The 26653-nt window shown below is 62.0% G+C and carries 24 protein-coding genes; 10 read left to right on the top strand and 14 right to left on the bottom strand.

What is annotated here, in order from left to right; translation table 11 throughout:
- Nucleotides 1-60 precede the first annotated feature (60 nt).
- The 3 genes from HX824_RS27740 to HX824_RS27730 all read right to left on the bottom strand — a co-directional run bounded on the left by HX824_RS27740 (nt 61) and on the right by HX824_RS27730 (nt 2073).
- Nucleotides 61-672: a PolC-type DNA polymerase III gene (locus HX824_RS27740; RefSeq protein ID WP_003215504.1), complete on the bottom strand. Its 612-nt coding sequence runs from the start codon at nt 670-672 to the stop codon at nt 61-63.
- Nucleotides 673-696: 24 nt separating this feature from the next.
- Nucleotides 697-1173 (bottom strand): NYN domain-containing protein, encoded by a 477-nt coding sequence (locus HX824_RS27735; RefSeq protein ID WP_003215502.1) that lies wholly within the window; start codon nt 1171-1173, stop codon nt 697-699.
- 129 nt (nt 1174-1302) lie between these two features.
- Nucleotides 1303-2073 (bottom strand): DUF2076 domain-containing protein, encoded by a 771-nt coding sequence (locus HX824_RS27730; protein WP_008436594.1) that lies wholly within the window; start codon nt 2071-2073, stop codon nt 1303-1305.
- Nucleotides 2074-2252: 179 nt separating this feature from the next.
- Between HX824_RS27730 and HX824_RS27725 the strand changes: the two genes are divergently transcribed.
- Together HX824_RS27725 and HX824_RS27720 are read left to right on the top strand one after the other, a co-directional pair.
- On the top strand, nt 2253-2912 hold the full coding sequence (locus HX824_RS27725; protein ID WP_003215498.1) for a YciC family protein: 660 nt from the start codon (nt 2253-2255) through the stop codon (nt 2910-2912).
- A gap of 40 nt (nt 2913-2952) precedes the next feature.
- Nucleotides 2953-4041, top strand: a complete 1089-nt coding sequence (locus HX824_RS27720; RefSeq protein ID WP_177055646.1) for an endonuclease/exonuclease/phosphatase family protein — start codon at nt 2953-2955, stop codon at nt 4039-4041.
- Between the two features lie 138 nt (nt 4042-4179).
- Here the strand turns inward: HX824_RS27720 and hrpB are convergent, their stop codons facing one another.
- The gene (hrpB, locus tag HX824_RS27715) at nt 4180-6687 is read right to left on the bottom strand and encodes an ATP-dependent helicase HrpB (protein ID WP_177055644.1); all 2508 of its coding nucleotides are present in this window, start codon (nt 6685-6687) and stop codon (nt 4180-4182) included.
- 250 nt (nt 6688-6937) lie between these two features.
- Between hrpB and HX824_RS27710 the strand changes: the two genes are divergently transcribed.
- Together HX824_RS27710 and HX824_RS27705 are read left to right on the top strand one after the other, a co-directional pair.
- Nucleotides 6938-7357 (top strand): hypothetical protein, encoded by a 420-nt coding sequence (locus HX824_RS27710; RefSeq protein WP_003215492.1) that lies wholly within the window; start codon nt 6938-6940, stop codon nt 7355-7357.
- A 15-nt stretch (nt 7358-7372) separates the two neighbouring features.
- Nucleotides 7373-8266: a cation diffusion facilitator family transporter gene (locus HX824_RS27705; protein WP_087693591.1), complete on the top strand. Its 894-nt coding sequence runs from the start codon at nt 7373-7375 to the stop codon at nt 8264-8266.
- Here HX824_RS27705 and HX824_RS27700 read toward each other — a convergent pair.
- Nucleotides 8263-9390: a DUF6515 family protein gene (locus tag HX824_RS27700; RefSeq protein WP_177055642.1), complete on the bottom strand. Its 1128-nt coding sequence runs from the start codon at nt 9388-9390 to the stop codon at nt 8263-8265. The genes HX824_RS27705 and HX824_RS27700 overlap by 4 nt on opposite strands.
- 414 nt (nt 9391-9804) lie before the next feature.
- Between HX824_RS27700 and HX824_RS27695 the strand changes: the two genes are divergently transcribed.
- Nucleotides 9805-10284, top strand: a complete 480-nt coding sequence (locus tag HX824_RS27695; RefSeq protein WP_003194418.1) for an Lrp/AsnC family transcriptional regulator — start codon at nt 9805-9807, stop codon at nt 10282-10284.
- A 228-nt stretch (nt 10285-10512) separates the two neighbouring features.
- Nucleotides 10513-10722, top strand: a complete 210-nt coding sequence (locus HX824_RS27690; RefSeq protein ID WP_026077819.1) for a DUF2788 domain-containing protein — start codon at nt 10513-10515, stop codon at nt 10720-10722.
- Here HX824_RS27690 and HX824_RS27685 read toward each other — a convergent pair.
- From HX824_RS27685 to HX824_RS27670, 4 genes are all read right to left on the bottom strand, one after another.
- Nucleotides 10717-11358, bottom strand: coding sequence for a pseudouridine synthase (locus HX824_RS27685; protein WP_003215483.1), 642 nt, complete (start codon nt 11356-11358; stop codon nt 10717-10719). The two genes, HX824_RS27690 and HX824_RS27685, sit on opposite strands and share 6 nt — an antisense overlap.
- Nucleotides 11359-11429: 71 nt before the next feature.
- A complete protein-coding gene (gene amn, locus HX824_RS27680) occupies nt 11430-12929 on the bottom strand; it encodes an AMP nucleosidase (protein ID WP_172834544.1) in 1500 nt (499 codons plus the stop codon).
- A gap of 170 nt (nt 12930-13099) precedes the next feature.
- Nucleotides 13100-14752 (bottom strand): acyl-CoA dehydrogenase family protein, encoded by a 1653-nt coding sequence (locus HX824_RS27675; RefSeq protein WP_177008848.1) that lies wholly within the window; start codon nt 14750-14752, stop codon nt 13100-13102.
- An 88-nt stretch (nt 14753-14840) separates the two neighbouring features.
- Nucleotides 14841-17219, bottom strand: a complete 2379-nt coding sequence (locus tag HX824_RS27670) for a hybrid sensor histidine kinase/response regulator (protein ID WP_134327359.1) — start codon at nt 17217-17219, stop codon at nt 14841-14843.
- A 286-nt stretch (nt 17220-17505) separates the two neighbouring features.
- Between HX824_RS27670 and HX824_RS27665 the strand changes: the two genes are divergently transcribed.
- The 4 genes from HX824_RS27665 (at nt 17506) to HX824_RS27650 (ending at nt 21038) form a co-directional block, all read left to right on the top strand.
- Nucleotides 17506-18303: a hydroxymethylpyrimidine/phosphomethylpyrimidine kinase gene (locus HX824_RS27665; RefSeq protein ID WP_003215474.1), complete on the top strand. Its 798-nt coding sequence runs from the start codon at nt 17506-17508 to the stop codon at nt 18301-18303.
- 18 nt (nt 18304-18321) lie between these two features.
- Nucleotides 18322-18945 (top strand): thiamine phosphate synthase, encoded by a 624-nt coding sequence (gene thiE, locus HX824_RS27660; protein WP_134327360.1) that lies wholly within the window; start codon nt 18322-18324, stop codon nt 18943-18945.
- A gap of 17 nt (nt 18946-18962) precedes the next feature.
- Complete coding sequence (gene hemL, locus HX824_RS27655; protein ID WP_003215470.1) at nt 18963-20246, top strand: glutamate-1-semialdehyde 2,1-aminomutase; 1284 nt, start codon at nt 18963-18965, stop codon at nt 20244-20246.
- A 225-nt stretch (nt 20247-20471) separates the two neighbouring features.
- A complete protein-coding gene (locus tag HX824_RS27650) occupies nt 20472-21038 on the top strand; it encodes a tetratricopeptide repeat protein (RefSeq protein WP_003215468.1) in 567 nt (188 codons plus the stop codon).
- Here the strand turns inward: HX824_RS27650 and HX824_RS27645 are convergent.
- The 5 genes from HX824_RS27645 to HX824_RS27625 are packed head-to-tail and all read right to left on the bottom strand — an operon-like array spanning nt 21030 to nt 26458.
- Nucleotides 21030-22142: a succinylglutamate desuccinylase/aspartoacylase family protein gene (locus HX824_RS27645; RefSeq protein WP_177055640.1), complete on the bottom strand. Its 1113-nt coding sequence runs from the start codon at nt 22140-22142 to the stop codon at nt 21030-21032. The two genes, HX824_RS27650 and HX824_RS27645, sit on opposite strands and share 9 nt — an antisense overlap.
- A 9-nt stretch (nt 22143-22151) precedes the next feature.
- Entirely contained in the window at nt 22152-22862 is a 711-nt protein-coding gene (locus HX824_RS27640) for an ABC transporter permease (protein ID WP_177055638.1), read from the bottom strand.
- A complete protein-coding gene (locus HX824_RS27635) occupies nt 22859-23575 on the bottom strand; it encodes an ABC transporter permease (RefSeq protein WP_003215463.1) in 717 nt (238 codons plus the stop codon). The genes HX824_RS27640 and HX824_RS27635 overlap by 4 nt, the downstream gene beginning before the upstream one ends.
- A gap of 31 nt (nt 23576-23606) precedes the next feature.
- On the bottom strand, nt 23607-24365 hold the full coding sequence (locus tag HX824_RS27630; protein WP_177055636.1) for a transporter substrate-binding domain-containing protein: 759 nt from the start codon (nt 24363-24365) through the stop codon (nt 23607-23609).
- Between the two features lie 38 nt (nt 24366-24403).
- A complete protein-coding gene (locus tag HX824_RS27625) occupies nt 24404-26458 on the bottom strand; it encodes an FAD-dependent oxidoreductase (protein WP_177055634.1) in 2055 nt (684 codons plus the stop codon).
- Between the last annotated feature and the right edge of the window lie 195 nt (nt 26459-26653).

Here is a 26653-nt window from a genome sequence, read left to right as displayed (position 1 = left end):
CATAGAATCTCCCACATTTGGATCTTCGTCATGTTGAAGATGGAGTTCTGCTCAAGCGACTTAGAACCCGCGATGCTTCTTCAGATGATCATTGATCTTCGCCGCCGGAACCTTCTGCAGGCTGCACAGCAATTCGTGTGACAACTCCCGCAACCCGTGGGTGCGCCGCAGTTCCTCGGCCAGATGCGCGGTAAGGTTCGCCGCCATCTCCGCGTCCGCCATCGCCCGGTGAGCCTTGCCGGTGTGGGGCAGTTGGGCAAACGAGGTCAGGGTACCCAGCTTGTGGTTCGGCGCCGCCGGCATCAAGCGTCGCGCCAGCAATAGCGAACAGGCAAACTTCTGCAAACGCGTACGCCGGATCAACCCCAGCTCGAAATCCCAGAACTTCTGGTCAAACGCGGCGTTGTGGGCCAGCAGCGGCGTGGTGCCGACAAACTCGTTCACCTCGTTCATCACCCGCTCCGCCGACGGTGCGGTGCGCAGCATGGCGTTGCTGATGCCGGTCAGTTGCTCGATAAACCCCGGCACACGCACACCAGCGTTCATCAGGCTCTGGTAGCGGTCCACGATCTGGCCCTGCTCCAGGATGACCACGGCGATTTCCGTGGCCCGGCAGCTGCTGCTCGGCTGGATGCCGGTGGTTTCAAAGTCGATGACCGCTATACGTTCCAAACCTGTTCCAACTCCGTCAAAAATCTATTTAAGCAGCAACGCGCCTTCAATCGGCACGTAGCGGCTGGCGGCGCGTATCAATGAGTTGGCCGTCAGCCCCGGCACGCCGTAGGCCACGGCTTCGACGCCGTGCTTGCTGATGATGCGGTCCAGCAGCATGTCGAAATCACCGTCGCCGGAGGCCAGCACCACTTCGTCGACATGGGCGGCGGCGTCCATGATGTCGATGGTGATGCCCACGTCCCAGTCGCCCTTGGCCGAGCCGTCGCTGCGCTGGATGTAAGGCTTGAGCTTCACGGTAAAACCCAGGTTGCGCAGGATCTGCTGGAACTGCTGTTGCTTGCTGTCGCCACGGTCGATGGCATAGGCATACGCCTCGACAATCTGCCCGCGCTGGCTGATATCAGCCCACAGGGCGGCGTAGTTGAAGTGACAGCCGTACGCCTGGCGCACGGTGTAGTAGAGGTTTTGTACATCGGCGAACACGGCTATCTTTTTCACCGCAAATCCTCATGACACGCGCATGGACCCCGGACTCAAGGGCCCGGAAAGGTTGCCAGTATGCCAGCCACAAGGGAGTTTCCGAGAAAAATCAGCCCGGGGCGACGAAGCGCCCCGGTTGAGTGTGGGTCAGACGAAGGAATCGTCGTCGCCAAAGGAGGAGGAGTCGTCGGAATAGTCGTTGTCGGCGAAGCTGTCGGAGGCGTTGTCGCTGCCCCAGCTGTCGTTGCCGGCATATTTCTGGTCGTCGTTGCCCCAGTTGCCGTTGTCGCTGGCCGGGGCCGGCTCTTCGCGGATGATCTCTTCAACCACTTGCGGTTGTTGCGAGTTGTGGCTGAACAGGCTGCTGATGCCTTCTGCCAGCATCACACCACCGGCCACGCCAGCTGCGGTTTTCAGGGCGCCGCCGAGGAAACCGCTGCCAATCGGCGCTGCGGGTGCCTGTTGGGGCTGCTGATAGTTCTGCTGGGGAGCACCGTAGTTCTGCTGCGGCGCAGGTTGCCCGCCAAACGACGGACGCGCTGGTTCACGCCAGCCACCGCCCGACGACGCAGGTGCGCTCTGGGTCGGCTGCGGGTCACGGGAACCGCCGCCGAAAATGCTCGACAGGAAACCGCCACTGCTCGGTGCAGGCTGCGCCGCCTGGGACCTGGCCTGTTGCAGTTGGTCCTGCAACTCCTGGATCTGCTGGGCCTGCTGCTTGTTCTGCGCATCGAGGCTCTTGATCGCGTGCTCTTGCACCAGAATCGACTGGGTCATGTAGTACGCAGCGGCCGGTTGGCGAGTGACGTGTTCCTTGATCCGCGCTTCAGCCTGGGCGTCGCGGGGGGCTGAGTCCGTTTCGGCTTGCTGCAACCGTGAAAACAGTCCGTCGATCAGGGTTTGTTCTTCGCTGTTCATGGCGACCTCGTTAGATTGCCGGTAGAAATCTTCGCCTTGCGCACGATGTGCAAGGTACAACCCAGTTATGGGGCTGTTGCTGATTGTTTCAATGGTCTTTACGCAAGGTTTACGTTTGCTTGCATCTGCTCATGATCGGTTAAAGTAACGCCCTTGCTTTTCGGCCTGTGAAGACCCTGATGAATCCGTTAGACGTATTGCGCGACTCCTTCTTCTTTTTCAAGCGCAACCTGGGCGCCATCGTGCAGTTGTGCCTGCCACTGGTGATCCTCGAAGCCCTGCTGCAACAGGTGCTCGACCACACGCTCGGCCCAGATGCGTTTCCCGGTTACAGCGTGGTGATCGGGCTGCTGGTGTACCCGCTGTACACCGGCGCACTGATCCTGTTCCTCGACGCCCGCACCCGGGGTGAATCGCCGCGCACCCTGGATGTGCTGGCCATGGCCCTGACCCTGTGGCCGCGCTTTGCCCTGCTGACGGCAATCAGCACGCTGCTGATCCTGCTGGGCCTGTCGCTGTATTTCCTGCCCGGCCTGTGGCTGATGGTGGTGCTGGCCTTCGCTGAATACCTGCTGGTGCTGCGGGGCATGTCGGCGCTGTCGGCCATGAAGGAAAGCCTGCGCCTGACCCGTGGGCATTTCTGGCGGATCCTGGTGTGCCTGCTGTGCGTGATGACCCCGCTGTGGTTGCTCAAGGGCGCCAGCGTGGCCGTCTATCCGGACCCGAACCCGCTGCTGGGCCTGCTGATCGACAGCGCACAGAGCTTCCTGCAACTGTTCACCAGCGTGGTGTTGTTCCGCCTGTTCATGTTGATTGGTGGCGACGCCGACGCGCGGTGATATGCTCCGGGCCTGTCCTGCAACGCCATAAGCCGAGCCGATGACCCGACTACTGCGCATTACCTTGCTGGGCCTGCTGATCCTCGCGGCCCTGCTGAGCGGCTTGATCTACAGCCTGACCTGGCGCCCTGCCGACAAGGAGACCCTGCCCATCCGCTGCGTCGCGCCCCGTGCGCCGACCCTGCTGCCTGGGCAGGCGCTAAAGGTCATGACCTGGAACGTGCAGTACCTGGCGGGCAAGAACTACGTGTTCTGGTACGACACCCCGGACGGCAGCGGCCCGGACGACCGCCCGACCGTTGAAGACATGGCTTCAAGCCTCGACGAAGTGGCGCGGGTGATCCGCGACGAGCAGCCCGACATCCTGCTGTTGCAGGAAGTCGACGAAGGCGCCAAGCCTTCCAGCTACCAGGACCAACTGGCCTTGCTCCAGGAACGCCTGGCCGACCTCTACCCGTGCAGCGCCCAGGCCTTCGACTGGAAAGCCGACTTCGTGCCCGACCTGCATATCTTCGGCAGCGTCGGCCGCAAGCTGGTGACCATGAGCCGCTACCAGATCGAACACGCCGAGCGCCTGCAATTGCCGGTAGCACGCGCCAACCTGATCAGCCGTCAGTTCCAGCCCAAGCCCGCGTTATTGCTGACCTACCTGCCATTGAGCGATGGCGGCCAGTTGGCCGTGCTCAATACTCGCCTGGACGGCGCGGCCCCCGGGCACAACGCCGTGCTGGAACAGGTGCAGGCGACCGTCAAGCTGGTGGATAAATTCGAGAGCCGTGGCACGCCATGGCTGATGGGTGGGGATTTCAACCTGCTGCCGCTGGGACAGTTCCTGCGCCTGGACCCCGGCAAGCGCGGGCAATACTCGCCGGACAGTGAGCTGCACCTGCTGTGGGAAAAGTACCCGATGATCCCGAGCAACAGCCAATCCAGCGGGATTGACCGGGACCAGTGGCTGACGTATTTCCCGAATGACCCAACCGTAGAGGGGCCGGATCGTACGCTGGATTACCTGTTCCACAGCTCGCGCATCAAGAAGGTTGAGAGCAAGGTGCGCCAGAGCGATACGGTGCGCATCTCCAATCATTTGCCGGTGATTGCGCGGTTCCTGTTGCCCGCCGCGCAGTAACTAACACTGCAAAACAGTGTGGGAGCTGGCTTGTGTGGGAGCCGGGCTTGCCCGCGATGCAGGCACCTCGGTCTATCCGACAGACCGAGGTGATGCCATCGCAGGCAAGCCAGCTCCCACATTAGATCTGCGATGTACTTACTTTCTCGGCTTGATCCGGGCAGTCGGTTCAGCAATCAACGGATCATCCGGCCAGTAATGCTTGGGATATCGCCCCTTCAAATCCTTCTTCACCTCGGCGTAAGTACTGCGCCAGAAGTTCGCCAGGTCCTGCGTCACCTGCACGGGCCGTCTGGCCGGCGACAACAGGTGCAGCTTGACCACCTGCCGCCCGCCGGCAATCCGTGGGGTGTCCGCCAGCCCGAACAATTCCTGCAAGCGCACCGCCAGAATCGGCGGCTGCTCGCTGTAGTCCAGCCGCACCGACGAGCCCGACGGCACCTTCAGATGGTGCGGCGCCAGCTCGTCCAACCGCGCCGGCAACGGCCACGGCAGCAGGTTATGCAGGAAGCTGGAAATATCCAGATTGGCGAAATGGCTCAGGCGCGACACCTTGCCCAGGTACGGCATCAACCAGTGTTCCAGGCTGGCAAGCAAGGCGCTGTCGCTGACATCCGGCCATTCACTGGCCTTGCCGCTATCCAGACCACGCAGCAGCATCACCCGCGCCTGCCATTGGCGCAGCTCCGGGGTCCAGGGCAGCAGTTCCAGGCCTTTGCGCCGCACCAGGTTGACCAGCGCCTGGCTGCGGGCGGACTCGTCGAGGCCGGTCAGCGGTTCGCGGCTGAGCACCAGTTCGCCGACCTTGCGCTGGCGTTCGGCCCGCAGCACGCCTTCGCGCTCATCCCAGTCAAGCTGGTCGACATTACGCACCTGCTCGGCCAACACCGAGTCGAACAGCGCCGGATCAAAATCCGCCGCGAGGTAAATCCGTTCTTCACGCTGGCCCTGGCGGCTGCCCAGATCGGCAATCACCAGCCAGGGTTGTTTCATCAGGCTGTCGGCTTCGGCGAACAACGCGGCACGGCCGTTGGCGAGACGGTATTCGGCACCGCCCGCCCGCCGTTGCTGGGCGACGCGGTCCGGGTAGGCCAGCGCCAGCAAGGCTCCGAGCCAGCGCGGATGATCGGGATCAGCCACCGGCTGCTCTGCCTTGCCTCTTAAATAGCCACGGTATTGCCGCGCCAGTTGGCGGGCACGCTGCACACCGCCCTGGGTGCCACGGGCCTTTTCTTCACCGGATAACAGGGCCAGGCGGCTGTGCAAATCCGCACCGGCACCACGCAGGATATCGCGCTCACCCAACAGTGCCGCCACGTCACAGGCCATGCTCGCCAGGCCCAGATCCTGACCACGCAGCAGCAAATGAGCGATTCGCGGGTGCGCCGGCAACCCGGCCATTTTCTGGCCGTGGGCGGTCAGCTTGGTATCGCTCAACGCTCCGAGGCGCTCGAGCAAATCCTGGGCCTGTGCATAAGCCGCGGTGGGCGGAACGTCGAGCCATACCAACTGAGTAGGCGCCACGCCCCAGCGACCCAATTGCAGGGCCAAACCGGAAAGATCCGCCGAGAGAATTTCCGCACTGGAATACGCCGCCAGCCCTTCATGTTGGTCTTCGGACCACAACCGATAACACACCCCCGGCTCCAGGCGCCCTGCCCGGCCGGCACGCTGGGTGGCGCTGGCGCGGGAGATGCGCTGGGTGTCGAGACGGGTCATGCCGCTGCCCGGGTCGAAACGCGGGACCCGCGCCAACCCGGCGTCGATCACCACGCGCACGCCGTTGATGGTCAGGCTGGTCTCGGCAATGTTGGTGGCCAGCACCACTTTGCGCTTGCCGGCGGGCGCCGGGTCGATGGCGGCGCGCTGGGCGGCCAGGTCCAGTTCGCCGTGCAGCGGGCATAGCAGCACATCGGGGTTATCGCCCAGCGCGTCAGCCAATTGCTGATTAACCCGACGAATCTCGGCCTGCCCCGGCAGGAACACCAGCACGCTACCGGTTTCATCATGCAGGGCTTCAAGGATGGTCTGCACCAACCGCGGTTCGATAAATTCTCCGGGCTGGAACGGCCGGCCCCAGCGCATCTGCACCGGGTACATGCGCCCTTCGCTGCGCAGGATCGGCGCGTCGTCCAGCAAACCGGCCAAGCGTTCGCCTTCCAGGGTGGCGGACATCAGCAGGATCTTCAGTGGCTGCTCGTCGCGAAACAGGTCTCGACCATTAAGACTAAGGGCCAGCGCCAGATCGGCGTCCAGGCTACGTTCGTGGAACTCGTCGAAGATCAACAAACCCACGCCGTCGAGTGCCGGGTCATCCTGCAGGCGCCGAGTGAGGATGCCTTCGGTGACCACTTCGATGCGGGTGTCGGGGCCGACCTTACTGTCCAGGCGAATGCGGTAGCCAACGGTTTCGCCGACCTTTTCCCCCAACTCGCTGGCCAGCCTTTCTGCCGCTGCACGGGCGGCCAGGCGGCGGGGCTCGAGCATCAGGATGGTTTGCCCGGCCAGCCAGGGTTCATTCAACAGCGCCAATGGCACCCGTGTGGTTTTACCGGCGCCGGGCGGTGCTTCGAGCACGGCTTCATGGCGCGTCGCCAGGGCGTCACGCAGGGCAGGTAAAACATCATCGATTGGCAACGAATTCATACTGGCTCCAAAGCAGAGCGGCGAGTATAACGGCGAACTGCCGGGTGTCGGTGGTGGTCTCAACGACACGGCCCCGTACTGACTGGAATGCGGTCAAAGGTGGGAGCGGGCTTGCCTGCGATAGCGGTGTGTCAGCCAACACCCCTGATACTGAACCACCGCCATCGCAGGCAAGCCAGCTCCCACACTTGATCATCGTCGCCTTGTAGACTGGCTTATAGTCACTTTCATTATGTTCAAGGAGAGTCCCATGCGTGTTGCTTCCCGTGTCATCGGCGGTGTTCTGGCCGTCACCCTGCTGAGCCAGTTGACGGCCTGCGGCTCGATTTTCTACCCCGACCGCCGGGGCCAGATCGACGGCAAGATCGACCCGGCAATTGCCGTGCTCGATGCGGTCGGCCTGCTGTTCTACGTGATCCCGGGCCTGATCGCCTTTGGTGTCGACTTCGCCACCGGCGCGATCTACTTCGAGCCGGGCAAAACCGCCCAGGTAGCTCCGGAAAAACTCCAGCAAGCCATCGGCGCCGACGGCAAGGTCGACAACGCCAAGCTGCAAACCATCATCCAGAAAGAAACCGGGCGCAATCTGCCGCTGGACGACCCGCGCATGATCCAGTTCAAGGGCAGCGTGCAACAACTCGCCACCCTGGGCCTGCAACCCGCCGCTTAAGGACTGACCCGCCCCATGACCACCAGTCCCGAACACGCCCGGCTGTTGCGCCTGGCCACCCGCGCTTCCGTCGGCGTGGCCTGTGTGCTGATTGTGACCAAGGCCATCGCCTGGTGGCTCAGCGGCTCGGTGAGCATGCTCGCCGGGTTGACCGACTCGCTGCTCGACGGCGTCACCTCGCTGCTCAACTTGCTGGCCGTGCACTACGCGTTGCGCCCGGCCGATGACGATCACCGGTATGGCCACGGCAAGGCGGAATCCCTGTCGGGCATGGCCCAGGCGTTGTTCATCGCCGGCAGTGCGGTGTTGATCGCCTTCCAGGCGTTCCAGCGTTTGCAGCATCCGGAACCTGTGGGCGCGCCATGGCTGAGTATTGGCGTGATCGTTCTGTCCCTGGCGTTGACGGCGGCGCTGCTGATCCTGCAATACCGGGTGATCCGCGAAACCGGCTCCAACGCCATCCGCGCCGACTCGCTGCACTATCGCTCAGACATGATGCTCAACGGCAGCATCCTGGTGGCGCTGGTGCTGGCGGCGTTTGGTTTTCATCAGGTGGACGCCTGGTTCGGCCTGGGCATCGCGGCCTACATTTTGTGGAGCGCCATCCAGATCGCCCGGGAAAGTTTTTCGGTGCTGATGGACGAGGAACTGCCGCCGGATGTCAGCCAGCACATGCTCGAACTGGCGTGCAGCGTGCCCGGTGTATTGGGTGCCCATGACCTGCGCACGCGGATTTCCGGCAGCCACTGGTTCGTGCAGTTGCACCTGGAGTTACCGGGGGAATTGAGTTTGTCCGTAGCCCACGGCATCAGCGACCAGGCCGCCGATGCCATCCACAACGCCTACCCGCGAGCCGAAGTGCTGGTGCACGCCGACCCGCAGGAAGTGGTCAAGGGCGCGAAGGCCTAGTACTGCACCTGATACCCGCGACTGCTCAGGCAGTTGCCCTGGGCCTGGCGGTAGGTTTGCACCACGGCCGGGTCGGGGGCGTAGGTGACGGTCCTTGGGTCAAAGCCACTTTGTTGCACCGCCCAGCGATAGCAGTCGTAACCATCCTGCTGGACCTGCGCCGGTGACTGGCCGTTGGCCGGGTAAGCCACCACGTCATAACCATTGCCCTGGGGCACGGGTTGCGGCGCTGGCGCGGCGGGTGGCGGCTGCACCACAACGTACTGCTGGCTGCTTTCTTCGTAGGTGTAATAGGCACCGGCGGCGAGGAAGAACAGCGCACTGCCCACCCACACTTCCCGCGCGTAGTCGGGCAGGTATTGCACGCGAATCCCGTAAGGCGGCGTCACGACGACATAGCGCGGGCCTTGTGGGCGATACCAGTAGCCACCCGAGAAGAAGTAGTCCTGGCCGCGATACGGCACGCGGTAATTGCGGTCGGGGAAGCGGTCGACGATGTAACCCGGACGGTATTGCGGGCCTGGGCCCCAGCCATTGCCGTGCCCGTCGGGGCGGCCTGGCCAGCGGTGATCGTTGGGGTGGTTATTGCCACCGCCGTTACCCCCGTTGAAGCCGGGCCGGCCCGGGCCACCCTGGCCGCCATTGCCGGCCTGCCAATGCTGGTTGCCGTCGTTGCGACGCGGGATGTCCTGGTAATTGCCCTGACGCGGTTCCTGGGTCTGGCGCACGGTGTCCGGGCGACCCTGGATCGGCAGGTTATTGGCCGGCTGCGGCGCCGGGTGCGGAGGTTGCTGTTGATTGCCTTGCGGGCGACCTTGCCACTGGCCACCCCCATTCGGGCGCTCGACACTCTGGTTCTGCGGCCGTGGCTGATTGTTTTCGAAATGCTGATTCTGCGGACGCGGCTGATTGTTCTCGGGCCGAGGGGCTACAGGGCGCGGTTGACTATTTTGTGGTCGCGGTTGGTTGTTCTGCGGCCGAGGCTGATTATTGCCTGGATGCCCTTCCGGGCCTCTTTCATGCTGACCACCGCCTTCCTGGCGTGGCGGGTCGTCGGCCATCACTTGCGCACCAACGCTCATCATCAGCAAACCAACACCTGCCAAACGCCAGATGCGCTTCATGCTATTCCTCACTGCGGATTAGGGCCTACACGTAAGACTGGAAAACCGGGGCCCGGTTCTGCGAGAGGTTATCAGTCACGAGAACTATTTTCGCAGGCAATAAAAAGGGGCGACCCGTCGGTCGCCCCTTGAGAGCTTCGTCCTGGCTCAACGCTTTTGACGTTGGCTCACCTCACGCCGTCTTGTGGACAGTGTGCAGCCCGGGGGCCGTGGCAACCCTGTGGGGTTGGCGGCCGCAGCCGGCCTTATTGGCGGGCTGCAGTGGACTGTATGTCCGGGCAGTGATTCTGTTGATAACTCTACGCCTCGGCCTCGGGCGGATGATTGCGAAGATTGCGTCAATAAACAGTGCTTGCGCAATTTTTAACCCTGGATAGATAATTCACCGCAATAGTTACGACAAAGGCCAGCCCCATGAGCAAACTTGACCGATACGACCTGAGTATTTTGGCGGAATTGCAGCGCGACGCGAGGATCTCCAACCAGGAGTTGGCCGAGCGCATCGGCCTGTCGCCTTCGCCGTGCTCACGCCGGGTCAAGCAACTTGAAGACGACGGCTACATCGCCCGCCAGGTCGCCTTGCTCGACCGCAAGATGCTCGGCCTGAGTCTCACGGCCTACGTGCTGATCGGCATGGACCGACACACCCCCGAACGTTTCGAGAACTTCGAAGCGGCCATCCGCACCCTGCCGCAAGTGCTGGAATGCAGCCTGGTGACCGGGATGGACGCCGACTATCAGTTGAAAGTGGTGGTGCCAGACATGGATCACTACCAGAAGCTGCTGCTGGGCCACCTGACCCGCATCGAAGGCGTCACCAGCGTGCGTTCAAGCTTTGTGCTGAACCAGGTGCTCAACAGCACCGAGCTGCCGCTGACCCACCTGCGCACTTAAGACCAGCGCGGAACAAATGTGGGAGCGGGCTTGCTCGCGAATGCGGTGTGCCAGGCACCGAATGTGCTGACTGATCCACCGCATTCGCGAGCAAGCCCGCTCCCACATTTTGACTGTGTTCCCGCAGGGTGGTAAGTCTGCGGCAGACCGACGCAGGTCAATGTCGCGCCGATTGCCCTGGCGTATAATCGGCGCCCTGCCCCAGCCGGAAACGACCCGATGAACTCGATTGATCCCGCCGTGTTTGAAGAATGGATGATGACCGGCCTGGTCAGCATCCTGATCATTTTCATGGGCTTTATCGTCTGGGACCTGGCGAAGAAATCCAAGGCCGGGCGCTTTGGCTCGATGATCCTGTTCTTCGTGCTGGGCCTGGGCGTTGCCGCGTTCATCATCAAAAGCGTGGTGATCGGCCTGATCGAGTCCGGCGCCTTATAAGCGCGCCGGCACTTCTTTCCATTGGCCTTGGTCCAGGCCGTCGATCGACCAGTCACCAATCCGCACCCGCACCAGACGCAGCGTCGGCAACCCCACTGCCGCCGTCATGCGCCGCACCTGGCGGTTACGCCCTTCACGAATCACCAACTCCAGCCAATGGGTCGGCACGCTCTTGCGAAACCGCACCGGCGGGTTGCGTGGCCACAGTTGTGGCTCGTCCAGTTGCCGGGCTTCGGCGGGCAGGGTCATGCCGTCGTTGAGCTCCACACCGTCGCGCAGGCGTTGCAGCTGTTCCTCGGTCGGTTCGCCTTCCACCTGCACCCAATAGGTTTTCGCCAGCTTGTGCTTGGGGTCCGCGATGCGCGCCTGCAATTGGCCGTCGTTGGTCAGCAGCAACAGGCCTTCACTGTCACGGTCCAGGCGCCCGGCCGGGTAAATGCCGGGGATGTCGATGAAATCCTTGAGGGTCGCCCGCCCGCCTTCATCGCTGAATTGGGTCAGCACATCGAAGGGTTTATTGAACAGGATCAACTTGGGATCGGCCGGTGGCGCCTTGGCGACACGACGCGGGGCTGACGAGGTTTGCGGACTTTTCACACCGGGGCGGCGGGAAACAGGACGGGCAGGACGGGACATGGCAAAGGAACATCTAACGGTCAGGACCGACAATGCTAGTGGCCTGACCGTTAAATAACCATCCCAACCGTTTAGCGGAACGGCGGCTCGTCGAAGCTGCGCAGTTTGCGCGAGTGCAGCGAGTTGAGTTCGGTGCGCAATAGATCCACCGCCTCGATGCCGATCTTCAAGTGCTGGCTGACCGCACGCTCATAGAACGCGTTGGCCGATCCCGGCAGCTTGATCTCGCTGTGCAGCGGTTTATCCGACACACACAGCAACGTGCCGTACGGCACCCGCAGGCGGTAGCCCTGGGCGGCGATGGTGCCGCTTTCCATGTCCACGGCCACGGCGCGGGACAGGTTGATCAGCGGCCGTTCCTGGGCCCAGCGCAGCTCCCAGTTGCGGTCGTCGTAGGTCAGCACGGTGCCGGTGCGCAGGCGCTTTTTCAGCTCTTCGCCTTTCTCGCCGGTGACGTTGGCCGCGGCTTGCTGCAAGGCCATCTGCACTTCGGCCAAGGCCGGGATCGGAATGTTCGGCGGCACTACCCGGTCGAGAATCCCGTCGCGACGCATGTAGGCGTGAGCCAGCACGTAGTCACCGATGGTCTGGGATTGGCGCAGCCCGCCGCAGTGACCAATCATCAGCCAGCAATGCGGACGCAATACGGCGAGGTGGTCGGTGATGTTCTTGGCATTGGACGGGCCGACGCCGATGTTCACCAGGGTCACACCATGGCCGTCGCTCGCCTGCAAGTGGTAGGCCGGCATCTGATAACGGTGCCAGACCACGCCGGCAGCAATGGCAGACGCTTCGCCGTGGTCCATGCTCTTGTCGATGATCACATTGCCCGGCAGCACCATGCGGATAAAGCGCGGGTCGCTGCGCAACTGTTCCAGGCCATGCACGATGAACTGGTCAACGTAGCGGTGGTAGTTGGTCAGCAAAATCCACGGCTGCACATGGCGCCAGTCGCTGCCGGTGTAGTGCACCAGGCGGCGCAGGGAGAAGTCGACGCGGGCGGCATCGAACAATGCCAATGGCAGCGGGTCGGTGTTTTCCCAGTCGTACAGCCCGTCGGCGATGCCATCGGTGGCGGCAGACAGGTCGGTACTCGGGAACACCCGCGCCAGCGTGGCGGCAGTCACACCGGAGCCGGCCAGTTCGTCACCCTGCTCCACCACGTACGGGTAGGGAATGTTCTGCTGGCTGACGCCCACTTCCACCGTCACGGTGAAGTCGTGCATCAACGGCACCAGTTGCTCCAGCAGGTATTTGCGGAAGGCCGACGGATGGGTGACGGTGACGCTGTAGGTCCCCGGCAACTGAACCTTGGCATACGCCCGGGTGGTCTGTGGGACTTCGCCCTGCACCAGGTAGGTCAGGCGCAGTTCCGGGTAGCGAAACATCGCACGTTGTTCAGCGTCGGGTTCGACGCGGTCTTTGAGGTAGCGCTTGAGGGCTTGATTGAGCGCGCCAGTGGCACGCTCATGGAGAGCCGCCAGCCGATCCACGGCTTCTTCGGCGGTTTGAACGACAACAAAAGCTTCGGTCACGGTAAGCATCCTGTGTTCTGACTTGCAGGCCTTCATCTTGCCTGTATCCCTGGCGCACTGGAACACCGGAATTGGAATGCGATCAATAATGTGGGAGCGGCGGTGCGACGATTCGACTTGCTCGCGAAAGCGGTAGGTCAGCACATGTATTGGCTGATCCACCGCCTTCGCGAGCAAGCCCGCTCGCACATTTTGCCCGCATTCATTCAGAGAATTTGAGGCGTCGACCGGGCGACGATGGCCTCCACATCCACACCGCGCGGCAAGGTGCCATAGACCCGGCCCGACGACTCGCCCAGTCGGCTGGCGATAAAGCCATCACTCACACTGGCATTGCCCGCCTCCAGCAGCAGCTTGGCCTGCAACGCCACCGCGATGTCCTCGGTGAGTTGGCGGGCACGGTACTGGATGTCCTGAGTGTCCATGAACGCCGACTTCAACTGCTCGATATGCCGCGCCAGGTGCTTGTGGCCATGACCATCCCCCAGCTCGACAAACAGCGCCTCCAATACGCCCGGTTCTTTGGACAGGGCCCGCAGCACATCCAGGCACTGCACATTACCGGAACCTTCCCACGTCGAGTTGACCGGCGCCTCACGGTACAAGCGCGGCAGGATACTGTCCTCGACATACCCCGCACCGCCCATGCACTCGGCGGCTTCGTTGATCATCGCGGGCGCGCGCTTGCAGATCCAGTACTTGCCCACCGCCGTCACCAGCCGGGCGAATTTGGCTTCCTGTTCGTTATCCAGATGGTCCAGCGCGCGCCCCATACGCATGCTCAAGGCCAGGGACGCCTCGCTTTCCAGGGCCAGGTCGGCCAGTACGTTCTGCATCAACGGTTGCTCGCTGAGCACCCGGCCACCTACCAGGCGGTGAGCGCAATGATGGCTGGCCTGGGTCAGCGCCTGGCGCATCAGGGCGCTGGAGCCGACCATGCAATCGAAGCGGGTCATCGCCACCATCTCGATGATGGTCGGTACGCCGCGCCCTTCTTCGCCGATCATCCAGGCCAGCGCGCCACGAAACTCCACTTCGCTGGAAGCGTTGGAGCAGTTGCCGAGCTTGTTTTTCAGGCGCTGGATGTAGAACTCGTTGCGGGTGTCATCCGGGCGGTGCCGGGGCAGCAGGAAACAGGTCAGGCCCTTGTCGGTCTGGGCCAGGGTGAGGAAGCCATCGCACATCGGCGCGGAGCAGAACCACTTGTGCCCCACCAGCTCATACGCCTGGCCCGGGCCGCCGGCGCCCACCGGGTAAGCGCGGGTGGTGTTGGCGCGCACGTCGGTGCCACCCTGTTTCTCGGTCATGGCCATGCCGATGGTGGCGCCGGCCTTGTGGGCGATGCCGACGTTGCGCGGGTCGTATTCGGTGGCGAGGATTTTCGGCAGCCAGGTTTCAGCCAGGTCTGGCTGCAGGCGCAGGGCCGGGACGCAGGCGAACGTCATGGTCAGCGGGCAGCCGGTACCGGCTTCGGCCTGGCTGTGCAGGTAGGTCATCGCCGCGCGGGCCACATGGGCGCCGGATTGCGGATGGGCCCACGGCAACGACGGCAGGCCGTGTTCGACGGCGGTGCGCATCAGCTCGTGGTAGGCCGGATGAAACTCCACCAGGTCAATGCGATGGCCAAACCGGTCATGGCTGTTGAACACCGGTTTGTTCTGATTGGCCAGGAACCCGGCTTCCATCAGCGGCCCGCCCGCCAGCGCACCATAGGTGTCGATGCGCTGCTCGGCCCAGCCGGCGCCGAAGCGCCGGGACCAGTCTTGCAGAGGCAAGTCGATACGGTACAGATTGGTGCCGTCCAGGGACGGTGGCTGGTTGGTGACGTCGTGGGTTTCGGCGAACTGGTGCAGGTGCATGACGGGCCTCCTGAAAAAAGGCCACGTTCATTGAGGCCTGAATTTCAGTTAAGCACCGTCACCCGGGTTAAAAAAGTGGCATAAACGCCTAATTGGCGGCGCTTTCACCCTCAACCATATGCAACAACCGCAGTTGCAGCACCCGTTGCAGGGCCTCGAAACGTACCGGCTTGGCCACTCGGTCGGTGATACCCACGCCGTGGCAGCGCTCGCGTTCCGGGGCTTGTAACGAGGTGCTCAAGGCGATCACCGGCAGCTCACCACAGCCGGGCAACGCACGGATCTGGCAGCACAGCGAAAAGCCGCCCTCGGGCACATCCAGCAACACTGCGTCGAAGGTTTGACTCTGCAGCAACGCCAGGGCGGCCGGCCCATTGTCGACGGTTTTCACCCGATAACCGAGCTTGAGCAACATGCCGCGCACCACCAGTTGCGCCACGCTGTTGTCGTCCACCAGCAGCACCGTGCACTCCTGCGGCGTGCGTTGCGCTTGCGGTACTCGCCGCACGGCAGCCGGTTCTGGCTGGACGGGGCTGACCGCAAGCTCCAGCTGGAAGCGACTGCCGCGCCGCGGCTCGGAATTGTGGGTGAGGCGCCCACCGAGCAACTCGATCAATTGCCGGCAGATCGCCAGGCCGATGCCCATGCCGCCGTATTGGCGAGTGGTCGAGCCATCGAGCTGGAAGAAGCGCTGATACAGGGTCGCCTCATCGAGGTAGGCGAAGCCGATGCCGGTGTCAGTGACAATGAAGGTCAGGCGCAGCGTTCCATCCGCCTGGGGTACACCGACCACCCGTACACGCACCGAGCCCTCGTGGGTGAACTTGAAGGCATTGTCCAACAGGCAATCCAGGCATTGCGCCAGCTTGCCAGGATCACCGTTGATGCGGTCCGGCAGGTCTTCTGCCAGATCAATGGAGAACGCCAACCCCTTGTTCTGGGCGCTGGCCGCGAACTGCTGGCGCAAGGTGTCGAGCAGCCCACGCAGGCTGAACACTTGGGGTTGCGGGCTGAGGCGCCCGGCCTGCAATTCGGTGAGGGTGAGGATGCCGTTGACCATGCGCATCATCTCGCGGGCCGCACCGGAGGCGGTTTGATGGTACTGCGCGAGGTCGCCTGGCAGCGGCTCGGTCTGCATCAATTCCAGGGAGCCGATCACACCGTTCATCGGCGTGCGCAGCTCGTGGGTCAAGGTGGCGAGGAATTCATCCTTGAGCTGGTTGCTGTGGGCCAGTTGCGTGTTGAGCACTTCGAGTTTCTGGCTGGCGTCGAGCAGGATTTGCGCCTGTTGCTCGCGCATCGAATTGATCCGGTCGGCCAGCGCCAGGGACAGCAAGGCCACTTCCAGTGCCGAGCCGATCTGGCTGGCGTACATCGTGAGGAACACATTGGGCAGGTAGCCCAGCACCATCATCGTATTGACTACACCGCCCAGCAGGAACGCGGTCCAGGCGATGATGAAGTAGCGCGCCATGCGCTGGCCGCAATACCAGGCCTTGATGGCCGCGACGAAGATGGTCACGGTAAAGACCAGCGCAAGGGCGGTGGCCAGGCGCAGCGCCAGCGCATAACTGGTGAACAATGCCAGCACCATCACCACCCCGCCGCTGACCGCCAGGGCCAGCAACAGCCGGTTGATCCAGCGACTGTAAAGCGCGGTGTGCAGGAAACTGCGGGCAAACAGGCTGCCGAACAGCGCCGCCGAGCCGATCAGGAAGGGCACCGCCGCGTTCGCCCACCACGGGTTATTCGGCCAGAAATACTGCACGGCCACGCCGTTCACCGACAGCTGATACAGGCCGAACGAGGCGATATAGAGGATGTAATAGAGGTAGCTGGTGTCGCGCACGCTCAGGTAGATGAACAGGTTGTAGATCAGCATGCCGAGCAACACGCCGTAGATCACACCCAGCACGTACAGGCGCAATGGCTGTTCTTCGAGGTACGCGGTGGTGGACCAGAGGGTCAGCGGTGCCTGGATCGAGCCCTGGCTTTGCAGGCGCAGGTACAGGGTTTCCTGCTGGCCAGGGACGAAGTCGAGCTTGAACAGGTAGTTGCTCTGGCGGATTTCGCGGCTGGAAAACGGCAGGATGCTGCCGGTGCGCGACACCAGTCGATAGTTGCCGACACTGTCAGGCTCGTACAGCTCCAGTTGGTTCAGCGGCGGGTAAGCCAGTTCCAGCAGCCAGCGGCGCGGGGCATCCGGGCGCTGTGCACGGTAATGCAAATCAACCTTGAGCCAGAACACCGAGCGCGAATAGCCGGCATTCAATGTGGCTTTGTCGTGGGTCTTGAAACGACTGGCGAGGACCGGCGAGCTGATATCGCCAATGGTCAGGGCGCCACTGGGGTCCTCAAGGACTTGCATCACTTGGCCCAGGGGCAACCGCGTGGTGGTCTCGTTGAACTCGACTGCGCCGGCCAGCATCGGCAGCCCGGTCAACAGTAACATCAGCAAATAGCGCATAGAGCCCCAGCGTGACCTGTCCGGTTATGTCAAAAGCCTCCATTCCTTTTGAGCAGACGTAAACCGGCGATACAGTTATTGGTTTGAATCCACTCTAGCATAGCCATTACAGGCCAAAAGACACCATTGAAATAATTTTTTGAAAGGCTCTAGAGCGGGCATTACAGGGCATTTGACCTGTATTTCACGATGATAGCAAACAGCCACTTCCGCCGTCCCCTCCGCTAAAAATTCAACCATCGCCCGACAGCCACCCAAAAAGCGTTTGGTGGTAAGCTCGCGCACCATGAATATCTACAGCTCTCGCCCCGTTGTCCTCTGTCTCTCCGGCCATGATCCCAGTGGTGGCGCCGGCTTGCAGGCAGATATCGAAGCCCTGCTCGCCCAGGGCTGTCATGCGGCCCCGGCCGTCACCGCGCTGACTGTGCAGAACACCGTCAACGTCAGCGATTTCCGCGTGCTGGATCGCGAGTGGGTGCTGGCCCAGGCCAACGCCGTGCTCGGTGACTCCGAAGTGGCCGCGGTGAAACTGGGCATGCTCGGTTCCCTGGAGATGGTCGACACCGTGGTCGAACTGCTCAAGGCGCACCCGCATTTGCCGGTGGTCTGCGACCCGGTGCTGCGTGCCGGCGGCGGCGGCAGCCTGGGCAAGGACGAGGTCGGCTACGCCATGCGCGAGCGGCTGTTGCCGCTGTCGCTGATCGCCACCCCCAACCTGCCTGAAGCACGCATCCTCGCCGAATTGCCCGAGGGCACGGCGGACGAATGCGCAGCGAAACTGCTGCCGTTCATCAAGCACCTGCTGATCACCGGCGGCCATGGCGACGAGCACGAAGTGCACAACCGCCTCTACAGCCGCGACGGCACGCACCAGACCTTTACCTGCCAGCGACTGCCCGGCAGTTATCACGGTTCGGGCTGCACCCTGGCCAGCGCGCTGGCCGGTCGGTTGGCACAAGGCGAAGGGTTGGTCAGCGCGGTGCAATCGGCCCTCAACTACACTTGGCGCACCCTGCGTGACGCTGAACAACTCGGCCAGGGGCAATTCGTGCCTCGTCGTCTGCCGTTGGATTTCTGCTCGTAACACCAAGAGGCCTGCCCGATGAAACTACGTGGCCTTTATGCCATTACCGACAGCCAACTGTTGGCCGGCAAGTTCCTGGCCTACGTCGAAGCGGCGTTGGACGGTGGCGTGACCCTGCTGCAATACCGCGATAAAAGCAGCGACGAAGCGCGCCGCCTGCGGGAAGCCGAAAAACTGCGGGAGCTGTGCTCGCGCTACAAGACCCAACTGATCATCAACGATGACGCCGAACTGGCCGCACGCCTCGGCGTCGGCGTGCATCTGGGCCAGACCGACGGCCCGCTGACCCCGGCCCGTGCGCTGCTCGGTTCCAAGGCGATCATCGGCTCCACCTGCCACAGCCAGATCGAACTGGCCGAGCAGGCTGCCCGCGAAGGTGCCAGTTATGTCGCCTTCGGCCGCTTCTTCAATTCCAACACCAAGCCCGGCGCGCCGGCAGCCACCGTTGAACTGCTGGCCCAGGCCCGCACGCGGTTGCACCTGCCGATCTGCGTGATCGGCGGCATCACCCTGGAAAATGCCAAGCCGCTGGTGGCCCACGGTGCCGACTTGCTGGCAGTGGTCCACGGCCTGTTTGGTGCCGAAAGCACCCAGGAAGTCACGCGCCGCGCCCGCGCTTTCAACGATCTTCTAAAATCTTGAATTCAGAGAACACGATCATGTCCCGTTCCGAAACCCTGTTTGCCAATGCCCAGAAACACATCCCCGGCGGTGTGAACTCTCCCGTGCGAGCGTTCAAGAGCGTTGGCGGCACCCCACTGTTCTTCAAGCATGCCGAAGGCGCCTACGTCACCGACGAAGATGACAAGCGCTACGTCGACTACGTGGGTTCGTGGGGCCCGATGATCCTCGGCCACAGCCATCCGGAAGTACTGGACGCGGTGCGCCAGCAGCTGCAACACGGCCTGTCCTATGGCGCACCAACCGCCATGGAAACCGAGATGGCTGACCTGGTGTGCTCCATCGTGCCCTCCATGGAGATGGTGCGGATGGTCAGCTCCGGCACCGAAGCCACCATGAGCGCGATTCGCCTGGCCCGTGGGTTTACCGGCCGCGACAGCATCATCAAGTTCGAAGGCTGCTACCACGGCCACTCCGACAGCCTGCTGGTCAAGGCCGGTTCCGGTGCGCTGACCCAGGGCGTACCGAGCTCCGCCGGGGTGCCGGCCGCGTTCGCCAAACACACCCTGACCCTGCCGTTCAACGACATCGCTGCCGTCGAGCAGATGCTCAGCGAAGTCGGCCAGGAAGTGGCGTGCATCATCGTCGAGCCGGTGGCCGGCAACATGAACTGCGTGCCGCCGGCGCCGGGCTTCCTGGAAGGCCTGCGGGAACAGTGCGACAAGCACGGCGTAGTGCTGATTTTTGATGAAGTGATGACCGGCTTCCGCGTTGCCCTCGGCGGCGCCCAGGCTTACTACGGCGTCACGCCGGACCTGAGCACCTTCGGCAAGATCATCGGCGGCGGCATGCCGGTGGGCTGCTTCGGCGGCAAGCGCGAAATCATGCAACACATCGCGCCGCTGGGCCCGGTGTACCAGGCAGGCACCCTGTCGGGTAACCCGCTGGCCATGGCCGCCGGCCTGACCACCCTGCGCCTGATCAGCCGCCCGGGCTTCCACGCCGAGCTGACCGACTACACCACTCGCCTGCTGGACGGCCTGCAACAGCGCGCCGATGCCGCCGGCATTCCGTTCGTGACCACCCAGGCGGGCGGCATGTTCGGCCTGTACTTCAGCGGCGCCGACGACATCGTCACCTTCGACGACGTGATGGGCAGCGATGCCGACCTGTTCAAGCGCTTCTTCCACCTGATGCTGGAAGGGGGCGTGTACCTGGCACCGAGCGCCTTTGAGGCCGGCTTCACCTCGATCGCCCATGGCGACGCCGAGCTGAAACTGACCCTCGATGCCGCCGAGCGCGCCTTCGCCGCCTTGAAATAAGCGGATCAAAAATCCGACGCCGCCCCTGGCGGCGTCAGATTTGCTACTTTGCTTACAGGCATTTCCGTCTTTTTTCGAGAATTCACCTGCAATCCGGCAGATAACTTGCCCACGCAGCAGAAAAACGAGTAAAGACTTTGTAAGCAGGTGCCTGCTTATTTCATAATGCGCGCTTATTGGATCCCCCCGTGGGTCCCGCGCCCCGTCAGAGGTAAGTCGATTCCCATGAAACGCACCGGCCGCACCCTGGTTCTGGGCTGCCTGTTGCTCCTTCAGCCGCTGCTGGCGTTTGCCCAGGCAGGCGGCAACTCGTTGTTAATCCCAGCGATGGGTCGTTGCACCCTCAATACCCAGCCGGAAAGCCAGGCCGAAGCCCTGAGCGCGTGCCAGAAACAGGCCGAAGGCGGGGATGCGCAGGCGCAATACGAGTTGGGCGAGTACTTCTACGACAGTAAAAACCCCGCACGCGACCTCAACAAAGCCTTGAGCTACTTCGAGAAAGCCTCGTTGCAGGGCCACGCGCAGGCGCAATTCCAGCTGGGCACCATGTTTTTCCACGGCGAAGGCGTACCGGCCAATAACGTCCAGGCGTACATCGTGCTGAAAATGGCGGCGGTGAACGGCGCCGAAGATGCACTGGACACGGCCGACGAAGTGGCCGAACACATGCAGCGCGACGAACTGGAAGTGGCTACCCAAGTGCTGGGACAGATTTTCCGCAACTACCTGCAGGAACTGCAGAGCGCAGATGGCAGCTCGCCGTTTTCGCCGCTGCCGGATCCTTCAAGGTGATAACAGATAACCCTGTCGATGCGCCTTCGGGCCAGCTACATGGGCAATCGTCATACCGGCACTCGCCATTCGCCGCACTGATCGAACATACAAAAGCCCTTCTCGGGTGCAAGCAACCGGTGTCACCCGATCAGTGATCGGATCGATGACTTCGGCGAGGATTTGCCCGGCCGCCAGGTAATCCCCCACCTTCGCGCAAAACACAATTAAGCCTCCCACTGGGCTCACCACCGGTTCTACTCCCGCCAACGGCGTTGGCGCATTCAGTAATGGCGGTAGCGGTGGTGCCTGGCCGTCAATGGCTCCCCGTTGAATCAAGTAGTCGATCAACGCCTGGCAATCCTGACGCGCCAGTCCGTGATCCACATCGGCAACACCCCGCAGCTCTACAGTCACAGCAAACCCCGGTGCCGAAAAGCGCCCGGGAAAACGCGCCTGCATGTGCGCCCAGAACAACGTAAAACACTCATCGAACGATTGCCCGCCGGCCTCTTTGGCCAAAAAACACGCCCTGGCTCCCAGGTAACGGGCCAAAGGCTCCACGTGCAACCAGAAATCCGGCGACAAATACAAATGCTGCACGGCCTCGAAATCGCAATGAAGGTCCAGCACGATATCGGCATCGCAGGCCAGCGTTTGCAGGGTCAAGCGCATGGATTGCAACTGTGTCGCCGGCTCCTGGCTGGCCAGTGTTTGCAGCAAGGCGCCACGGATCAGTTGCAGATTGGCGCCCGGTTCATCCGCCAACAGGGCTTCGACGCGATCACCGACCTGCTGGCTGACGTCGAGGAAGAAACGATTGAAGTTTTCCCGACTGTCGTTATCGAAGCGCCCCTGGGGCACATCCATCAACACTTGCTCCAACCCCAGCGGATTGGCCACCGGCACCACCACAACCGACCAACGCATCAACCCTGCTGCCTCCAGGTGCGCCAGCCGCTGCTTCAGATGCCATAAGACCAGCATGCCCGGCAGTTCATCGGCGTGCAGGGACGCCTGGATATAAACCTTGCCGGCTGCACTGGCCGGGCCGTAATGAAAACTGCGAATCTGTCGCGTCGTCCCCGGTACGACCTCCAACAACTCATGCACGTGGGTCTGCATTTCGATCTCCTATCGGGCCGAATCCAGAAAACGCAGCCAGCGCCGTTCAGCCAGGCGAAACAAACCTACCAAGGCAAAGGTAATGCACAGGTAAAGGGCTGCTGCGAAGCCGAATGATTCAAAGGTCAGGAAGGTTGCGGCGTTGGCATCCCGTGCCACTTTCAGGATATCCGGCACCGTGGCGGTGAACGCCAACGTGGTGGAATGCAACATGAAAATCACCTCATTGCTGTAGTAGGGCAATGAGCGGCGCAATGCGGATGGCATGATCAGGTGGACATACAGCTTCCAGCCGCCGAACCCCAGGGATCGGGCGGCTTCGACTTCACCACGAGGCATCGCCCGAATGGCGCCCGCGAGAATTTCCGTGGTGTAGGCGCCGGTATTCAGGGCAAATGCCAACAGCGTACAGTTCAGCGCCTCACGGAAAAACGCATCCAGCACGGGCTGTTCACGCACGGCGGCAATGCTGTAGATCCCGGTATAAAAGATCAGCAACTGGATATACAGCGGCGTGCCGCGAAACAGGTAGGTGAAGCATTGCACCGGCCAACGCAGCCAGCATCTGGATGACACCCTGGCGATGGACAAGGGCAGTGCCAGCAGTAGGCCAAGACACAGCGAGGCACTGGTCAGCCATAGGGTCATGGCCAGGCCGGTAAGTTGTTGACCGTCGGAATAGATGAACGGCCGCCAGTATTCCTGGATCAACTCGATCATGGTGACGACTCCTGCGCACCGACGCCGTAACGACGCGCCAGCCAGCGCAAGGCAAGGTTTGAAACGCTGCTGAGCAACAGGTAGATCAATGCGGCCATCAGCAAAAAGGCCAATAACTGCTGGCTACTTTTGCCCGCTACCTGGGCGACCTTGACCAAATCCGCCAAGCCAATGATCGACACCAGCGCAGTCGCCTTGAGTAAAACCATCCAGTTATTGCCCAGCCCCGGAAGGGCGAACCGCATCATTTGCGGGAATATCACGTGCACGAAGCCCTGACTGAAGGTCATGCCCAAGGCCTTGGCGGCCTGGAACTGGCCGCGAGGTACAGCCAGCAGGGCACCACGAAAGGTTTCGGTGAAATAGGCGCCGTAGATAAACCCCAAGGTGAGTACGCCTGCGCTGAATGGGTCGATTTCGATGTAGGCCATGCCCAGTTCCTGCGTCAGACGACTCAAACCGGTTTGCACCCCATAGAAAATCAACAGCATCAACAGCAGGTCGGGCACCCCGCGAATCAGAGTGGTGTAGAGCTGTGCGCAGAGGCGCCAGGCCCTGACCCTGGACAACTTGGCGCCAGCACCGAGCAGGCCGAACGCCAGCCCCAGCAGCAGTGACAGTAGCGCCAGTTGCAGTGTGACCCAGACACCGCCCAACAAGAGTGGCGCAAAACTGTCCAGGGTCGAGGTGAATTGAGTGAAGGTGGGCAACATGTTTGCGCTCTCGCTCGCCATTGAAGGACGGTCATTGACCGCTGAACATGTTCACACCCGGAAAATACTGGTCTTGCAGCCGAGCGTAGGTACCCTCGGCGTGCAGTGCCGCGAGGCCCTTATCCAGCAGGGCTTTCAGGGCATGATTGCCCTTGGCGATGCCGATGGCGCTTTTGGAGGGCATCAATGCACTTTTGATCGGCGGCCCGAGGACGAACCCCGCACCCTGGGCTGTGCGCATAAATCCGCTTTGCGCTTGCTGTGCATCCTGCAATGAGGCTTGCAGCCGCCCTGCCACGAGATCGGCATACACCTGTTCCTGATCGGCATAAGCCACGATCTTTATGCCCTGCCCGGCGAGCACTTGGCGGGCATAGACTTCCTGGGTACTGCCTTGCAGATAGCCAACAGCCGTACCCTTGGCCAGCTCAGCGCCGGGGCGGAGCACCATGGCGGTGGGGCTGGAAAATACCTCCGAGGAGAAATCAATCACCTTTTCTCGTGCGGCGGTGACCGTCACTGAGGCGAGGATGGCGTCGATCTTGCCGGCATTCAGACTGGGAATCAGCCCGTCAAAATCACTTTCAACCCATTGGCAGCGAACACGCAACTGAGTGCAGAGGGCGTTACCGATATCAACTTCGAACCCCGTCAACGTGCCTTTGTTATCTTTATAGGCAAAAGGCGCGTAATTGGGATCAACACCAAAACGGATGACGGCATAGTCATTGGCAAACAGTGGCGTGTTTAATAAAAGAACAGCGAATAACATCAGGATTGTTTTTTTCATTATTGTATTCCTCGTTATTAAATAAACAGCGAGACTGACTACACCTCGATAAGCGGAATCTCTCGCCGGACCAATAAAGAATCAACGGGTGCATCAAACTCCCGTGCCATTCGATGCCCCGAATACACCGCCGCAGCAATCGTGCCGGGCGCCACGCAATCGCCGATCAACGTCAGCGTGCCGATCCCGGCCGCGCGCACCTGTTCGGGTGCGCTGTTCAACGCCTGATACAACGCCTGCTCGGGTTCGCGTGAGGTGACCAACAGCAAGGAAGCGGCGGGAATGAAGCGTGTCCGCTCGGTGTAGACGCACCCTGCGACAAGGCCTTCAGGCATACACCTGACCAACGTATGGGACGGGACGATCGTGACGTTCAGCTCCAGCAGGCGGCGCTGGATGCGGTGTTGCTCAAGGGTGTTGTGGGTCCAGGCCGCCACATCCGACGCCGGGGTGACGAATATCACTTGCACGCCCCGCGCCACCAGGTGCTCAGCCAATACGCTGCCCATGTAATAGTGATCGTCATCGAACAGCAGCACCGGTGACGCCGGCAGGACACCGGCCATCAAATCATCCGGCGTGATGACGGGCAGGCTTTCCAGGCCCGGTAACGGGCGACGCAGGGCTCGTCCCAACCCGTCCCGCCGCCAGCGGGAGCCGGTGGCGATAAATACATGCTCTGCGGCGAAGTCCAGGATGTCCTGGGCCTGCAATCGACTCTCCCGATAAATCTCAACCGACGCCAGGCGACTCAAGGCGTCCAACCGATAGTCGATTACCCGCCCCCAGCTCGCCAACCCTGGAAGCCGGGACTCCAGCGCCACCCGTCCGCCAAGGGTGCGCAAGCTGTCCACCAGCGCCACCTCCATGCCCCGAACGCCCAGTATTCGCGCGCACTCCAGCCCTGCGGGCCCTGCGCCGACCACCAGCGCCCGCCCAGGGTGATACGCACGATTGACCGACTCGGGGTGCCAGCCGCGCCGCCACTCCTCGCCCATGGTCGGATTTTGCGTGCAGCGCAACGGCGTGCTGGTGTGGTCGCCACTGACACAGACATTGCAGCCAATGCATTCGCGAATCTCATCCGCTCGACCCTCTTCAATCTTCTTCGGCAAGAACGGGTCAGCAATCGAAGGGCGGGCCGCGCCAATCAAGTCCAGGACGCCACGGCGGACCAGCGAGACCATGGTGTCTGGCGAGGTGAACCGCCCGACGCCCACCACCGGCTTGCGGGTCAGAGCCTTCAGACCCGACAGGAAGGTCTCTTGATAACCCTCCGAGGCAAAGCGCGCCGTTACACTGTCGTTGGACCAATCGGCGACGTTGACGTCCCACAAATCCGGCAAGTCCGCCAGCATCGAGAATATTTCAGCGCCCTCTCCATCGCGAGACAGGCCGTCGACCCTCTGCTCGTCTACCGCCAGGCGTACCGCCACGGCACACCGATCACCCACCGCATCGCGGGTGTCTTCAATCAACTCGCGCAACAGCCGCACGCGGTTTTCCAGCACACCGCCATACTCATCAGTACGGCGGTTGTTGCGTGGCGTGAGGAAATGGAACGGCACGCCGAGGTCATGCCCGGCATAGACATAGATGATGTCAAACCCCGCGTCCCGCGCCCGCAGTGCGGCGGCACGGTGCATGGCGCGCAGTTGCTGGATATCGGCACGACTCATGGCCCGGGCCTGTACCGGGTCATAACCACGCACCGGCGTATTGGAGGGCGCCCAGGGAATCTCACGACTGTAGCGGTTGGGGGCCGAGTAACCATTGAATGCCAACTCTACGCCGGCCAGTGACCCGTGCTGGTGGACGGCCTCACACATTCGCGCGAGCGCCGGGATGTCGCGCTCATCCCACAAGCGCGCCTCTATGTAGGGAGAGAACTCGCTCAGCGGGCTGATCTCACATTCTTCAGTGCAGACTACGCCCCACCCACCTTCGGCTTTTATCCCGCGCATGCGTGCCATGGCGGAAGGATGCACATGGCCCATGCCATTGCAGTGGGGAACTTGATAAAAGCGGTTACGGGTGCGAACCGGGCCTATTTGTACCGGCTCAAACAAAATGTCATAACGAGGATCGCGCACAGGGCTACTCCCGAACAGATAAGTCCGTTGATGACTGCGTCATAAGAAATTCGGTGTTAACTAATGCCAGGCGATAAAACGCTAATACCCTTGTATTCCAGGGCAGAGCCTTTTTGATGGAGAGTTAATTAAAAAAGTGGAACTCACGTCCCATTGAAACAGGCTTTTTATTATTGATGTATTCATGGCGCCCTC

It is taken from the genome of Pseudomonas sp. D4002, assembly GCF_013385665.1.
Classification (GTDB): Bacteria; Pseudomonadota; Gammaproteobacteria; order Pseudomonadales; family Pseudomonadaceae; genus Aquipseudomonas.
The sequence above is the reverse complement of the archived record's forward strand: the minus strand, read 5'-3'. Positions and strand labels throughout refer to the sequence as shown.

Bases quoted from the DNA above. Each gene is read 5' to 3' on its own strand.
- HX824_RS27730 (WP_008436594.1), bottom strand. From the start codon at position 2,073: ATGAACAGCGAAGAACAAACCCTGATCGACGGACTGTTTTCACGGTTG.
- HX824_RS27725 (WP_003215498.1), top strand. From the start codon at position 2,253: ATGAATCCGTTAGACGTATTGCGCGACTCCTTCTTCTTTTTCAAGCGC.
- HX824_RS27720 (WP_177055646.1), top strand. From the start codon at position 2,953: ATGACCCGACTACTGCGCATTACCTTGCTGGGCCTGCTGATCCTCGCG.
- hrpB (WP_177055644.1), bottom strand. From the start codon at position 6,687: ATGAATTCGTTGCCAATCGATGATGTTTTACCTGCCCTGCGTGACGCC.
- HX824_RS27710 (WP_003215492.1), top strand. From the start codon at position 6,938: ATGCGTGTTGCTTCCCGTGTCATCGGCGGTGTTCTGGCCGTCACCCTG.
- HX824_RS27705 (WP_087693591.1), top strand. From the start codon at position 7,373: ATGACCACCAGTCCCGAACACGCCCGGCTGTTGCGCCTGGCCACCCGC.
- HX824_RS27700 (WP_177055642.1), bottom strand. From the start codon at position 9,390: ATGAAGCGCATCTGGCGTTTGGCAGGTGTTGGTTTGCTGATGATGAGC.
- HX824_RS27695 (WP_003194418.1), top strand. From the start codon at position 9,805: ATGAGCAAACTTGACCGATACGACCTGAGTATTTTGGCGGAATTGCAG.
- HX824_RS27685 (WP_003215483.1), bottom strand. From the start codon at position 11,358: ATGTCCCGTCCTGCCCGTCCTGTTTCCCGCCGCCCCGGTGTGAAAAGT.
- amn (WP_172834544.1), bottom strand. From the start codon at position 12,929: ATGAAGGCCTGCAAGTCAGAACACAGGATGCTTACCGTGACCGAAGCT.
- HX824_RS27675 (WP_177008848.1), bottom strand. From the start codon at position 14,752: ATGCACCTGCACCAGTTCGCCGAAACCCACGACGTCACCAACCAGCCA.
- HX824_RS27670 (WP_134327359.1), bottom strand. From the start codon at position 17,219: ATGCGCTATTTGCTGATGTTACTGTTGACCGGGCTGCCGATGCTGGCC.
- HX824_RS27665 (WP_003215474.1), top strand. From the start codon at position 17,506: ATGAATATCTACAGCTCTCGCCCCGTTGTCCTCTGTCTCTCCGGCCAT.
- thiE (WP_134327360.1), top strand. From the start codon at position 18,322: ATGAAACTACGTGGCCTTTATGCCATTACCGACAGCCAACTGTTGGCC.
- hemL (WP_003215470.1), top strand. From the start codon at position 18,963: ATGTCCCGTTCCGAAACCCTGTTTGCCAATGCCCAGAAACACATCCCC.
- HX824_RS27650 (WP_003215468.1), top strand. From the start codon at position 20,472: ATGAAACGCACCGGCCGCACCCTGGTTCTGGGCTGCCTGTTGCTCCTT.
- HX824_RS27645 (WP_177055640.1), bottom strand. From the start codon at position 22,142: ATGCAGACCCACGTGCATGAGTTGTTGGAGGTCGTACCGGGGACGACG.
- HX824_RS27640 (WP_177055638.1), bottom strand. From the start codon at position 22,862: ATGATCGAGTTGATCCAGGAATACTGGCGGCCGTTCATCTATTCCGAC.
- HX824_RS27635 (WP_003215463.1), bottom strand. From the start codon at position 23,575: ATGTTGCCCACCTTCACTCAATTCACCTCGACCCTGGACAGTTTTGCG.
- HX824_RS27630 (WP_177055636.1), bottom strand. From the start codon at position 24,365: ATGAAAAAAACAATCCTGATGTTATTCGCTGTTCTTTTATTAAACACG.